Below are 14604 nucleotides of genomic sequence, written 5' to 3'. Positions count from 1 at the left end.
TCAGGCTTTTTTATTTGGCTTACTAAGGTACTGTTTATACATCCACCATTACCAAAGAGAATTGAAGAAATTCAATATTTTAATAATGTTGTAGAGGCGTTTAAAGTATCATAAGTGGGGATATAAGAAAGTCTTTTCAGGTGTAAATTATTAAATAAGTAAACCCTTGATAAGCGATGTCAAGGGTTTATTTTTGTCGGGAATACTTGGAATATAAAATAAAAATAGGTATAGGTTGTGAATGACAAAAATGAGGAACCCTTATTTAGATACTTTCCAGTGACCGAATCATAAATAGGGGCAGTTTTTTGTAAAAACTTCCTAATATATTTCCAAAAAAGATAAAGATGCTAAAAAGGCCGCATAAGAAGTCAGCTGAATTAATGTGTTAAATAATATCTGGTGATCCATGCTGATAGGGCTTTTTTCTATTAATATCTAAGGTGGCCAAGTAAAATTAAAATTGTCTAAAAATAGCACGAAACCTATACATTTCGAAGGTATCGATATGGGCTAAAGTTAATATTGTATAGGGGGCATGTACCTTTCAAATTTACATACAAGCTTTATATTCACTCATAATATTGTTGATGATGGTTTTAACTGGTAGAATTTCTTTAATTTCATGTACTCTTGATCCAGCAAAAACAAGACCATTCTCGCAATCTCCATTCATTGATGTTAACAAAGAATCTAGCGTACAGAAACGATAAGAACAGTTTTTGAGGCAATCTATACATTTTTTTATCTTTACCTTTTTATCATCAGAAATAAGTTGAGTAAACTGGTTGATAATTGCACGACCCTGGAGACCGACAGTTGTTTTTACCAAAATAGTATCTTCCTGCTGAGCATGTACATATTTTTCTTTAAATGATAACGGTGCATCACACTCTTCACTAGCAACGAACCTAGTTCCCATTTGTACCCCGGATGCCCCTGCACGTAAAGCTCTCGCAACATCTCCCCCAGTCATAATTCCTCCAGCTGCAATAACCGGAATGTTAACAGCTTCAATTACTTCTGGCAAAATATCAAACAAAGGTCTTTCCGTACCAAGGTGTCCACCCGCCTCATGACCTTCTACAACAACTGCGGAAGCACCAAGACGTTCTGATAACCTAGCCAGCTTTGCGGAAGATACAATCGAAATGACGGGTATGCCAGATTCTTTGCCCCAAGCATACATATCTCTTGAAATTCCAGCACCTGATATGATGAAATCAACCTTTTCATCAATCGCAGCTTTCATTTTTTCAGCGAAATCATTCATAGCAAAAAGAACGTTTACCCCAATGTAGCCGGAACCCTTTATACTGTCCTTCGCCTTTCTTATATGGAATCTCATTTCATCGACGGTAATCCCGGTTCCTGATATGATACCAATTCCCCCAGCATTTGCAACGGCAGAAGAGAGTCCACTTAAAGAAATTCCTACACCCATACCACCTTGCATGATTGGAACTTTCGGAACCATATGACCTATTTTCAATTGTGGAAAATTCAAATAAAGACCCCATTTCATTACGATTATTGAGTGAAGCTTGATATTTACTGATTGTAACAATAGGCTTTTTTTTAAAATAGTGATGTTTGTAATGGTTAATCCTAAAATTCAAAAAGAAATTTTTAATTGCCACAAAATATTCAAATTTATTATTTTCTAGGAGATACTTTTTCTTACCGAACCACAAATCATTCAACGCATACTACCCAGAAACCGGTCAGGTCGTATACGAAAAACACAGGCAGTTTTGCGGACGTCGGATGAAACTAGCTGAGGCATCTGAGTTTATTGCTTTCGCAGAAGAGAAGATCTTGAAGGAAAAGTTGTCCCCAGATGCTGTCTGTGGTCGAGTCAGCCATCTCCCAGATTGGCAGCACAAAGTCAAAGCCTGTACCCGAACGCTTTATCATTATATTGACCTAGGCATCCTGAAAGTGAGAAATACAGATCTTCCAAAAAAGCTTCGCTATAATACCAAGAAATCTGAGCACAGAGTGAATATCAAACATCTAGGTGAAAGTATTGACAACCGTCCGGAGAGCATTCAGAAGCGCCGTCAATTCGGCCATTGGAAGATTGATACCATTGTTGGCAAGAAGTCTCGAGAAGATGATGCTTTGTTAATCCTAGTTGAACGTAAGACACGCTTCACCCTTTCCATGAAAATTGACGGTGAGGATCCTGATTCTGTGAGCTATGCTTTGAAACAGTTGAAGCAAACATATGGCTGCGCATTTAAAAGTGTGTTTAAAACCATCACGGCAGATAACGGCAGTGAGTTCTCAGGACTTATGGAAGCTCTGAAAGATCGGAAGACAAAGGTCTATTACACGCATCCATACTCTTCCTGGGAGCGTGTAACAAACGAGCGCCACAATGGGATGATTCGACGTTTTATCCAAAAAACGCCAATCCATTTCGAACAATTCACGAACGTTTATTCAGCAGGTGATTCATACCATCGATCATTTGTCCAGAAAGATTCTGAACTACTGCACACCGGCTAAAAAAAAGGTTTATACACCGGATTAATAGGTGGCTAATTTATTCTTGCAATTTAAGGAAATTATTTAACACATTAAAAGTAAGCAAACTCCTTTGTATTTCAAAGAGCTTTTAATGATTCAGCAAATCTTAATTAGGCAGTAACATTTGAATAATTGATAATCGACACAATATCTTCAATGATTGTAGATATTTCATCTGGTGATTTTTCATGCCCCTCGTTTAGCCATTTAATCATTAACCGCATGAATCCCCCTGTACTAAATGTTAAGGCATAGGAAATGCTTTCCTTGCTAAACGACATGGTTGATCCCTTCACTTCATCAAAAGTAGGCGGCAAAAGTTCATCAACTTTTGAAAGACACATAGGAAGCAAATGGTGCCGATTTATAACAATTAAGAAATCCAAATGTTTTACCATTACGCTAAAAAGAGTTTTTGCAATACTCGGCAAGGAAAAATCATGATTCTTCTTGACATTTGTCTCATATTCTTTCCATATTCTTAAAAACACTCCTTCTATGATTTCGTCTTTTGACGCATAATTTCTGTAAAATGTACGCCGTGATAATCCAGCATTATCGGTTATTTCCTGTATCGTAATGTTTTCATAGACTTCTGTTTCCATCAGTTTTAAAAGTGCTTCTTCCATCCATGCTTTGGATTGATCTGACTTTTGATTTCCTTTATTTTTCAACGCCCATTCAATTCCCTCCGTTATCGTCACAAAGTGGCGAAAGTGTAGCTTTCCTTTTAAAAATATTGAATTCATTGCTACATTTATTATACTTGGTATTGAAAAACGACACAAGTGTGCCGATAAAGGAGGATTTACATGAATACCATAAATTTTATCGTCTGGTTCCAGCCAATTATTTTTATGATTCATGATTTTGAGGAAATCATAATGGCTGAGGTGTGGGGAAAACGATTTAAAACCGAAATTGATACAACATGGCCAGGAAGGAAGCCGTTTGGCATCAATTATATTCGGCATTGTCAAACCCCCACATTTTCTATAGGAGTTGGGGTGGAGTTTTTGATTTTTACTGTAATCTGTCTATTCTCTGTTGCCCTTCAAAATTATTTTATCTGGATGGGAGCATTTATAGGTATATCGTTGCACATGATTCTTATTCATGTGCCACTGTGCTTTAGAATTAAACATTATGTACCTGGTGTGATGACATCACTCATTTTCTTTGTACCAAGTGTCTGGCTTATATATCAGGCAATATTATTATTGCACTATGATGTAGCAAATGTACTATTGGCATGCTTGTTGGGGGCTGCATTGGTTGCTGTGGTAATACCTCTTTTACATAAATCAATGGGGTCTTGGTCAGAAATGCTTTACAGATACTCAAAGAAAAAGGCGTAAATGTTTTATTCTCTTGTTCAATTTCTTTTATATATGTTCCTCTGAGAAAATTATTTCCCTTTTGGGAAGAACAATGTATTATTAAAACTATTGATTTATCCCACTCTTAACGGACAGTAAGACTCCCACTTCAAGATTCTGAGAATACGAAGAAGATAAGTGGGAGATCAACTGTCCGTAAAGGTCCGATAAGTTCAACTAACCATCAGTGGGGGATGAATGGCAGACTAAAAGCGCGACGTCAATCGCAACGTTTGCACTAGCACGTCCTGTGCGTCGAAAACCCCCACTGATGGAAGTTTCACTTTATAGTATCCCATGACAAAATAAACTTTATGGAGGAAATAAATATATGAGTACCTTACCTAACTGTCCTAAGTGTCAATCAGAATATACCTATGAAGATGGGTCCTTTTTGGTTTGTCCAATGTGCGGGAATGAATGGACTTTAGAATCAGAAACGGAAACGAATGAGGAGACAAAGATCATCAAAGACGCAAACGGAAATGTCTTACATGATGGAGATATAGTAACTGTTATAAAGGATCTGAAAGTGAAAGGCAGTTCATCAGTCCTAAAGCAAGGGACCAGAGTAAAGAATATACGTTTGGTAGATGGAGACCATGACATTGACTGTAAAATTGATGGATTTGGAGCTATGAAATTAAAATCTGAATTTGTAAAAAAAATATAATTTGATTTTTGTTCGGTTATTTTATAGATGAGATTTTGCAAAATTATATTTTTAATAAAAGAAACAACAAAAGAAACCCGAATAATTCTGGATTTTGCTTTGGTTTTAAAAGCACTCAAAAGGATTGGTAATTTCTCCTTAGACTCTAAAATTTGCAATTCTTCAAAGGAAAATAGACTTTCTTGTAGATTATACAAAGTGACTTCTTCCTTATGGATTTTGTGGTTTCGTTACTTCAAAATTCTCCAATAAGGGGTGAAGTCCTTTTTTTATGCCTTTAAAAGCCTTGTGGCTCTTGGGGCTCTTGGGGTGAAAAATGTGCAAAATGCTCAATTATAAGGAAGCTGAAAAATACAGTTCATTATAAAAAAAACACTTTTTAAATTTTTTTAGAACTTGACATTGAAATTTTTCCTTTGAAAAGTAATTTAGATACTCTTCTTCTCTTAAAATGTACTCACCTTTATCATTAAATCTCATAAACCAATTACTGATTGGAGACTTTTCAAACAAGCAAGGTTCAAGTACAACAATTCTTCCTTCTGGTTTTAAGACCCGTTTGAATTCTTTTACATAGCAATAAACCATTTCTGGAGGGATATGGTGCAGTACAGCAATAATTAATATAAAATCAAAGCTATTGTTGTCAGCAGGAAGTTCATTTTCCTTAAAAGTTTCAAATCGGTATTGGTTATATAATCGTTTGGCAAATTCTATCCTGTTTGAATCTGGATCAATCCCAAAATAATGATTAGGTGTACATAGAGTGCAGTTTGCTCCAGTACCTGCTCCAAAATCTAAAACTTTTTTTTCTAAAAAATTAAAATGTTGGTGAATATGATTTTGAATATATAATTTTGTAAACCATTTGGGTCGAATCAATGAGTGATAAATTCTTGGTGATAATTGCAATCCGAAGCACCTGCACTTTAATAAATTTATGTTTTTCTTTTCTAAAAGAACAATTATAGATTAAGAAGGAAGAAGCTTTTTTATACCTTTTAAATTACATTCAAATAAAGTAAAAGTTGGTAATGAATTAACCTAGTTTGAGTAAACAATTATACTATAACCATTTTTAGTAAATTTTATATATGGTGGTTATCTTTCCTTTTCCTCCATTAATTCCCGCTAATATTTCTTTTCCGGTTTCCTTATAATAGGTTGGAAGGAGGAGATTTAAATGAAATTATTCTTTTTTATTCTTGTAATTTTAGGTATTTTGCTCCTTTTCTATAGGGCATACAAAAATACTCATAAAGTTTCTTTAAATAAAGTAAATTTATCTAATATAGATTCTGATCAGAAGCAAGGATCTTTTTTTAATATTTTACAAATATCAGATATGCATTTAGAAAAGATTTCTGTTTCTCCGGAAAACCTTTTTAACAAGCTAGCAGGAGAGAAAATTGATTTAATCGCTTTAACGGGGGACTTTCTAGATAAAAAACGCAGTATTCCAAAGTTAATTCCTTATTTAAAAGTTTTTAACAGGTTAAATCCGCGCTATGGCATTTATGCCGTATTTGGAAATCATGATTACAAATTAAATCAAAAGGACTTTGAATTATTAAAAAATACATTGGAACATCATGGCTGTAAAACCCTTCAAAATGAAAATGAGACCATTATTGTCGAAGATAAATTGGTTCATATTATTGGCATTGATGATTTACATTCAAAAAGAAGCAACCTGCAAACATCATACTCAGGTATAGAAGACGGATACCATTTAGTTTTAACTCATGACCCCAATATCGTTCTCAACATGAAGGATTGGTATTACGATTATCTATTATCAGGCCATTTCCATGGCGGCCAAATATACTGGCCTAAACCATATCATCTTGCAAAATTGGGAAGGACGATGATGCAGATGAATATGATTAAAGGGCTTCATTATTATGAGGAAAAACCTTTTTATATAAGTGAAGGATTAGGACAAACATCTATTAATATCAGATTAGGAAGTCGTCCGGAAATAACACTTCACCAACTTTCTTTTAACAAATTTCGAGAAGGAGAGATCCAGACAGCTGTTTAACGTCAAAGTCTATTATAGTTAATGAATTTAAAAAGGCTGTTGAAACCACGTTTCAACAGCCTTTTCATGAGAGTCTTACGTAAGGAATTCTTTTACGAATCGATGGCGCATTACTTGAGAAAGATACTTTCGTTATAGACACTTCTTACATAAAGCAATTGTAGGTTAAATACTCTATTAGATATTCCAAAAGGAGTCGTTTAAGGGTTATGAAAAAAATCCATCCTTAATTCGCTTTAAGGATGGATTTTTTATAGCAAATTATTCCATATGTCAATTGGTTTCTTTTATACAAGGGGCTCAACTTAAATGCTTTCCATTTCTTCTTTATTTCTCCAAAACGAAAACTGCTTGAAAAATTCTTTTTTGCTATATACCGTATTGGCAGCTGTACAAGCAACAACATGACGGACAGTTTGTAATGGGCGGCTGGATTTTGAATTGTTCAGTTGGAGTTTCTCAACTGTAACGCCTTTTTTTATTAAAGCTTCGTCAAACTCCTTCTGTGCAGCCTTTTTTGCCTTAAACAGCATCATCTGAATTCTGCTGTACACGTTAATCGCGCCGTCTCCGGTCGTTTCAATCGGAAGAAAAATCGCTTCGGGGTGAAGCTCAGTAATTAATGATTGGACGCCATCTGAAACACCGGATGAAGGCATACATCCGAAAGGTTTAACAGAAATGGTCATGTTCACTTTACGTTTCACTACATTTAGAATGAGTTTGCCAACCTCCATATGCCCCTCTCCACCTCTAAGGTGGTTGTTATAGTGATTGTGAGCGGCCTTCGCAATTTCTTCCATATCAGGCAAGTGATAGCCACGAAGTCCCATAGCCTTGGCATACGTTTGGAACATCACTCGTACAGCACGATCCGCAAACTGCAACATCCTAAGATGCATCTGAGGGTTCTTTTCTGCCAGCCCTTTACCACCGGAGTCCGCTCGGCGTAAATTTATTCGTTTAAGGGTATCATAGCGTCCTTCCCAGATCAAATATAAAATCCATGCCGTCATAGATTGTACATCTACTTCAGCCCCTTCTTCCTCCAAAAATTGCTGAAGCCGATAGTTGCCATCTCCCTCCGTTGTCATCGCCCAAAACTCACCGATAATACTTACTTTTGGTTTGACGATTGTCCGGTCTACTTTCACCGCCTGCAGTTCTTTACGGCAACGATATATGGCACGGATAAGCGATTTCTGGTTACTGAAGGCATTATACAAATATTGTTTACAGCGATCCAGGGCAGCGTTGGTCGATCCCGCAACCACTTCATAAGGACGAATCCGATAACCAAGGGCGTTCAAAATGTCGCCAATCAAAACTGCCTTTAAAAAAGAAATGAAAAAGGAGCTGTCTAATTTAAGGGCAGATTCTTCCCCGGTAGCCTGCTTTAAGCCGCTCTGTTGTTGGAATACAAGAACTCGAAAACCATCAAATCCAGCATCACGCAATGCCTTCCGGTATTCCGTCACATAAGTACCAAAGCGGCAGGGACCACAGGAACCGCTTGTAATGAAAAGATAATTACGGACAATTTCTTCTTCCGACTTTCCTTCTATATCCCTTAGGTGGGTAAGATATTTAATCAAATTCCCCACAGTGAAATAGGTCGGGTTGCATTGTCCCCGATTTCCAAATTCCTTTCCGTAGCGCAAAGACTCCGTATCCGGGCATTCCATATGCTTGACGTTGTAACCCAATCCTTTCAGAGCTCCCTCGACCAAATAATCATGGGCCATCGTAAGTCCTCCGAAAAGAATGGTCGTAGAATCTTTGTCCTTAGCAAAGAATTGCCGCGGGACAGGGTCAAACCACTGGCTTTTTGTTTGGTTTAGGCCTAGGGCAGCTTCTTGTTCCTTCTTAAATCGTTTCATTTCTTCTTCGAATAGTTGAACAACATCAGTTTGATTCATATCCTTATCACTGGAATGGTCTTTTATCAATTTCACGTTTCTGTCAACTCCATTTATTATTATTCAGATATGGCTTTTTTCTCAGGTGAGCTAGATAACCGTTCGTGAATTGGGCCACGCATTAATTGATGACGTTTTTTCTCAATGAGGCGCTGTAATTCTTCCTTTTTATGTGCTAGGTCTTGAAGGCGCTCTTCATGAAGTCCCAAGCTATGGGCATACGTTTTGACACGAATTTTGATCGAACCGCTCGGCTTATTCGCATCAATATCATGGAGGGCGGAGTAGGGCGTACTCGCGGTTGAGATGATCGAGTCAATTAGCCCGTATGTTGGGGCATCATGTCCACATTTAAAGTTGGATAGGTCTAATACGGCCACATTTGGATGGCGGGCGGCAAATTTGGCAGCCCATACTTTCTGAACACTATTGGAACTAAAGTTTTCCGGCCATACATCCGTTACTTCCAACGCATATTTCACTCTTTCGCTTTCTAAATCATCTTTAAAGAAGCGACGTAGCCAAGCTTCATTTTTCGGAATGGCGCGCATGGAAAGAATCGGATAGCCAAGTACTTGAAATTCATCTAATACTCCATGGTTAAGACCCGGATCTGAATGATAAGGACGGCCAATCATTAAAATAGCCAGTTTGTTTTCCTCTTCCACCTGCTCCAAAATCATTCTGCCTTTCTCCTGCATTTCCGTGTCAAAAAGCTCCATTGCCTTCCAAGCCTCGTCTGCAGCAAAATCACTTTCGTCTTCCGTGATTCGCAAGAAATCCTTAAACGCATCAAACAATTGTTTTTTCAGCATATTCGTTTCTGTAAACGTCACCGCAGGATCAAAATAGGTGATTCCCCTAGTTTTGAAAAAGTCTGTTTCCTTTGTAAAAGCAGCTTTAATTACATTCGGGGCCCCAGCCACAATCGGACAGCTCGCGGAGTCCATCACATTGTTTAGATGAGTCGGAATATGAGTAATACATGGAAAAAAAATCGCGTGAAGCGGCTTATTTTCTCGATGGTGCTTAAATAGCAAATTATGCACATGTGCCTGTGCTACTTTTGATGGATAGCATGGATCGATGGATCCATACTTTCCTCCCTCTTGCCACATTTCCTCACTTGTATTGTCACTGAATACAATACCGCGTTCACTGACACCAAGCGTCTCAAAATATGTTCGCCAAAAAGGGGCAGTAGACCAAATGTTGAGTACTTTCGGAATTCCGATCCGAAGCTGCTTTCGCCATTCCAATGCTTCAGCTGAAGAACGTTGAAACGGTCGCATATACTTCGTTCTTCTTGTGCCAATCCAGCTTGTTTTTACCTTTACATCCTCAACCATACGCCCTTCTTCTGGTAAAGGAGTAAAATCATAAAAATGCTGAAACATGCGACGCGCTTCATATTCAACGAGATTTGGGTATTGTTTTTTTAACTGATTACGTTCTCGAGTTAACTGCATCATGGCTTCTTTGTCTTCTACCGTGCCTTTTTCACAGCTAAAACCGGAAATATAACGGGCAGTCTGACCATCAGGGGTAGAAGTATCGATAAACGTACGGCTGCAATTGTTAGGACAAAAGTTGCAGCGTGTAGTCTCATCGTTGCGGGACATGTATTGCATACCAATCGCAGCATCTAGCCCAAGAAACGTAGAATACCCTCTGCGCTTCACGACACGAAGGGTTTCCATCGCCGCTCCAATTGCACCTGCTTCGCCTGTATGCGGGTGGACATACACCTCTGCATCGGGAACCCGTTCTTTAATATAATCGACTTGCGCTTTGACAGCAGCCAGATTATGCTGAGTTCCGCCCTGCAGGACAAATTTTCGCCCCAGTTCAGCCATACGAGGAATTTGGACAACGTACTGCCATATATTTTTGGGCAATACCATGGCGAGCCCTGCTAACAGTTCTTCTTTCGCGTAACCTTCCTTCTGGAAGTTTACACGGTCCGAATCAAGAAATACGGCGCAGCCATAGGAAAATTTCGGACTCAGATCGGCCTTGAATGCTGTTTCGGCATATTCTTGGACAGGAATCCCGAATTGGTCAGCCATTGCCTGTAAGAGCATTCCGTTTCCGGCTGAACATTGATTGGACAACCGGAAATTACGGATATCCCCGTTTTTAAGAAAGAGGACTTTAATGTCCTGACCGCCAATATCACAAATCACATCAATATCACCGAAAAAGTGGACAGCACTCATCATATGGGCAACCGTTTCCACGATATTCACATCTGCTTTCAATGTTTTTTCCAAAACATCGGCCGCATATCCCGTGGCCCCGAAACCGATAATTTCCAGTTTGGCGCCTGCTGTTTGAACCTTATCGTAAATACATCCCAGAAGCTCTTTCGTATCTTGAATCGGATTTCCTTTAGACAGCTGATATTCTTTCAACAGAATCGTGCCATTCGTATCGACCAACACGGCCTTCGATGAAGTGGAACCCCCATCCAGACCAACCACAGCGCTAATCGTCTGACCCGGTTCAAACGAAGCCGGTACAAATTTAGGAATACTGTATTGACGGCGAAATTGTTCTAATTCTTCCACGCTTTTCACAAGAGGAGCGCCCGCTTTTTCGCCGAGCTTTGCTTTACGTCCGTGTGTAATAAATGTTTTTAAATCTTGCAGCCCTTTATAAACACCTACGCCCTGAGGTTCATACATGCCATAGATTACAGCGCCATAAGCCGCATAATACTGGGCATTTTCCGGGATGAAAATCAACTCATCAAGTGGGATGTCTTTCGGGTAATCGTATCCACGTTGTTCCCACGATTCAGGAATTCGTTTTCGCCAACATTGTTGCAGGAAAGGTAAGTATGTATTCGGTCCACCTAATAGCAGAACCTTATGACGTAATGTATTCCCCCTAGTCAGAACTGAGAGATTTTGCATCACAATGGCATCCGCTAGTGAGCACATAATTTCAGATGATGGAATACTGCTTTTCACTAGATTTACAATATCCGTTTCAGCAAATACGCCGCATTTGGCTGCAACATGATGAAGCTTTGAATCATCAAATTCCAGCTTACCTACTTCCTCTTCCGGCATTCCGACTTTAATCATGCATTTATCAATCGTGGCACCGGTACCAGAGGCACATTTGTCATTCATCGACGTAATCGCCTGCTTGTCTCCCGTTTCTCCGTTTTCTTTAAAAATAATAATTTTGGCATCTTGCCCACCCAGTTCAATCACACTGCCAACATCAGGGTGTAGTTGTTCCACTGACATCGTCACTGCATTTACTTCTTGAACGAATTTAGCTCCAATATGCTCAGCAATTGGTCCACCACCCGATCCAGTAATAAATACACGTATATCTTCCTTCTTCACATCGGAAAACTCATTTCCGATCCGAATTAAAAATTCCTGGACCATTTCAGCCTGTTTCGTATTGTGCCGTTGATAATCCGACCAAAGAATTTCTTTGCTTTTGGGGTTTACTACTGTAGCCTTGACGGTTGTTGAACCAACGTCAATTCCTATAAATAAGGAATTAAAGCTCTGGTTTCTATCTTCCACAAAGTCACTTCCTCACTATTAAATTAATTTTATTATATGCAATAAAGTAAACAACTTATTCGTAGTGAAAACTCCGATTCTTTCTTTTTACACCAGTTCTCTAATTTAATCTTAATAACATTATCATTCGCCATTCGTGAGAATATACTTTTGGGATTGTTAGAAAAATAACTATGTACCCGTCCTATTTGTCAAAATAAAACTTATTTCGTTATACGATTAACCTATAATTTTTTTAGTGAGGATTCCATTATGAATATTATTTCCTTATTACTATGGCTAGTTATTGTTTTGAATATTTTTTTTGCGATTATTGTTGCTTTTCGTGAAAGACGAGATGCTGGTTCCTCATGGGCTTGGTTACTGGTTCTATTTTTTATTCCTTTACTTGGGTTTGTCTTGTATATTCTTTTCGGACAAAACCTCAGACGGTCTCAACTTTTTCAATGGGAGGACCATAAAAAGATTGGAATCCAAAAAATGTTAAGAATTCAATTAAACCAGTTTGGTACCTGCCAATTTCATTTTCGTAATCAAGCTACAAGAAAAAATAGAAATTTAATATATATGCATTTAATTAATAATGACGCTGTCTTAACACAAGATAATTTGGTTGATATATTTACGGATGGTGGAGAGAAGTTTGACAGATTATTTAATGATATCGTTGGGGCAAAGGACCATATTCATTTACAGTACTATATTATTAAAAATGACCAACTCGGGAAGAAGCTCATAGAAGTTTTAACGAAGAAAGCTAAAGAAGGGGTTAAAGTACGGGTTTTATTTGATGGTCTGGGTTCGAGGGGATTAACCAAACAATTTTTCAAAGATCTTCGTAAGGCTGGTGGTGAAGTGGCAGTCTTTTTTCCTTTAAAATTCTACTTCGTCAATCTGCGGTTGAATTTTCGCAATCATCGTAAGTTAGTCATTATTGATGGAAAAATTGGTTATGTAGGTGGCTTTAACATCGGCACCGAATATCTTGGAATAAATCAAAAATTTGGGTATTGGCGAGATACGCATTTAAGGATACAGGGTACAGCTGTTCATGCGATTCAGACCCGTTTTATTCTTGATTGGAATCAGGCATCCCATCATCACGATATTACCTATATTCCAAATTATTTTCCAAACGATGTTTCTCGAGGAAATGTCGGAATGCAAATCGTTACAAGTGGACCTGAATCTAAATTAGAACATATTAAAAATGGATACATAAAAATGATCTTATCAGCAAAAAAATCTGTTCTCATCCAAACGCCATATTTTATTCCAGATACGTGTCTATTAGATGTCCTTCGAATTGCATGTTCATCTGGTATTGAGGTCAAAATAATGATTCCTAATAAACCAGATCACATGTTTGTTTATTGGGCAACCATGTCTTATATTGGTGAATTACTTAAGGCTGGGGCAAAAAGCTATATATACGATTCTGGTTTTATTCATGCTAAAACTGTTATTGTTGATGAAGAAATATCATCTGTTGGAACAGCGAATATTGATGTAAGAAGCTTCAAATTAGATTTTGAGATGAATGCCTTTATATATGATGAGAGAATTGCTCAAAGACTGACAACAAAATTTGAAGAGGATGTAAAAGTATCCAGAGAGCTCACGCTTGAACTGTATCAACAACGTCCACTATGGGTACAATTTAAAGAGTCTATATCCAGGTTATTATCCCCTTTGTTGTAAAACTAGAACCGTAACATATTGATCAAATACGATAAACAACTTAGAGCATTTAAAGATTTCCGAGAATAATACAAAGACTCAAAAAATATTTGAATATAATACCCCCATAATACATTTTAGTTTGTTCGTATTCTTTTAACATGAGGATACAACGAAAATGAGGGGAATTATATGAATACATTAACTAAGGGAGCTCTTGCTATGGTTTTAGCAGGCTCGGTTACGTTTTCTGTTACGAACGCCTTGTTAGGTGGTCAACCTTTTAAAAGATTGGCAGAAGAAAATCCTTTAACGATATCCAGAGATCTGAAAAAAATGGATATCGACAGTCAGGCAGAAAAATGGTTGCAGAACCAAAGACAAACAACAAATAAAAAAGACGATCAAACCAAGCTTTCACAGGATAACCATACTCTTCAATTGGCTTATAGAAACAAGAGTGATAGTGCGTCAGCAGCCACCCAACAAAATACGAAAAAAATCATCAAGAATACAACAACAAATGTTGCTTCTGCAAAAAAGGCAGCAACCATTACATCTGTTGGAAAAGCGAAAAATGAGACAAACACTAAAGCACCAATGACAAAGCCGACTTCATCAACAGAAACGAAAACAACCACACCCCCGTCCAGGACATCGGAAACGAATACGTCGGGTACAACCACGACGACAACTAACCATGGACAACAAGTTTCTCAGGCGGCAAAAGAAAACGCTGCGAATCGCGATAAAACCGAAAACAACGGTAAGAAAATGTAACTCTTTCAAAGAGGGTCACCAAAAGGAGGTGACCCTTTTTTGT

At 37.9% G+C, this 14604-nt stretch carries 10 protein-coding genes and 1 pseudogene; 6 read left to right on the top strand and 5 right to left on the bottom strand.

The features are described 5' to 3' along the window. Positions 1-553 precede the first annotated feature (553 nt). The gene (locus ACE38V_RS06235; protein WP_375840448.1) at positions 554-1525 is read right to left on the bottom strand and encodes an NAD(P)H-dependent flavin oxidoreductase; all 972 of its coding nucleotides are present in this window, start codon (positions 1523-1525) and stop codon (positions 554-556) included. Positions 1526-1683: 158 nt separating this feature from the next. Here ACE38V_RS06235 and ACE38V_RS06230 point away from each other — a divergent pair. Further along, a pseudogene (locus tag ACE38V_RS06230) lies at positions 1684-2539 on the top strand (IS30 family transposase); the annotation flags it as partial. A gap of 106 nt (positions 2540-2645) precedes the next feature. Here the strand turns inward: ACE38V_RS06230 and ACE38V_RS06225 are convergent. Beyond that, positions 2646-3209 (bottom strand): TetR/AcrR family transcriptional regulator, encoded by a 564-nt coding sequence (locus ACE38V_RS06225; RefSeq protein WP_375840340.1) that lies wholly within the window; start codon positions 3207-3209, stop codon positions 2646-2648. A 138-nt stretch (positions 3210-3347) separates the two neighbouring features. Here ACE38V_RS06225 and ACE38V_RS06220 point away from each other — a divergent pair, with 138 nt between their 5' ends. Both ACE38V_RS06220 and ACE38V_RS06215 read left to right on the top strand, forming a co-directional pair. Then, positions 3348-3893, top strand: a complete 546-nt coding sequence (locus ACE38V_RS06220) for an HXXEE domain-containing protein (RefSeq protein WP_375840339.1) — start codon at positions 3348-3350, stop codon at positions 3891-3893. Positions 3894-4245: 352 nt separating this feature from the next. Then, positions 4246-4587, top strand: coding sequence for a zinc ribbon domain-containing protein YjdM (locus ACE38V_RS06215; RefSeq protein ID WP_375840338.1), 342 nt, complete (start codon positions 4246-4248; stop codon positions 4585-4587). 333 nt (positions 4588-4920) lie between these two features. Here the strand turns inward: ACE38V_RS06215 and ACE38V_RS06210 are convergent, their stop codons facing one another. Beyond that, positions 4921-5499 carry a class I SAM-dependent methyltransferase gene (locus ACE38V_RS06210; protein WP_375840337.1) on the bottom strand — a complete coding sequence of 193 codons (579 nt, stop codon included), beginning with the start codon at positions 5497-5499 and terminating at the stop codon, positions 4921-4923. A 271-nt stretch (positions 5500-5770) separates the two neighbouring features. Between ACE38V_RS06210 and ACE38V_RS06205 the strand changes: the two genes are divergently transcribed. Further along, positions 5771-6631: a metallophosphoesterase gene (locus tag ACE38V_RS06205; protein WP_375840336.1), complete on the top strand. Its 861-nt coding sequence runs from the start codon at positions 5771-5773 to the stop codon at positions 6629-6631. A gap of 305 nt (positions 6632-6936) precedes the next feature. Here ACE38V_RS06205 and ACE38V_RS06200 read toward each other — a convergent pair whose 3' ends face one another. Further along, entirely contained in the window at positions 6937-8586 is a 1650-nt protein-coding gene (locus ACE38V_RS06200) for a 2-hydroxyglutaryl-CoA dehydratase (protein ID WP_375840335.1), read from the bottom strand. A gap of 23 nt (positions 8587-8609) precedes the next feature. Further along, a complete protein-coding gene (locus ACE38V_RS06195) occupies positions 8610-12101 on the bottom strand; it encodes a BadF/BadG/BcrA/BcrD ATPase family protein (RefSeq protein ID WP_375840334.1) in 3492 nt (1163 codons plus the stop codon). 252 nt (positions 12102-12353) lie between these two features. On the opposite strand from ACE38V_RS06195, the gene cls reads away from it, so the two are divergent. Next, a complete protein-coding gene (gene cls / locus ACE38V_RS06190) occupies positions 12354-13802 on the top strand; it encodes a cardiolipin synthase (RefSeq protein WP_375840333.1) in 1449 nt (482 codons plus the stop codon). Positions 13803-13973: 171 nt separating this feature from the next. Beyond that, the gene (locus tag ACE38V_RS06185; RefSeq protein WP_375840332.1) at positions 13974-14561 is read left to right on the top strand and encodes a hypothetical protein; all 588 of its coding nucleotides are present in this window, start codon (positions 13974-13976) and stop codon (positions 14559-14561) included. The last annotated feature ends 43 nt before the right edge of the window (positions 14562-14604 follow it).

Origin of the sequence: Cytobacillus sp. Hz8 (assembly GCF_042263505.1) — a bacterium.
Lineage (GTDB): Bacteria > Bacillota > Bacilli > Bacillales > Cytobacillaceae > Bacillus_BE.
This window is presented reverse-complemented; position numbering and strand designations above follow the sequence as displayed.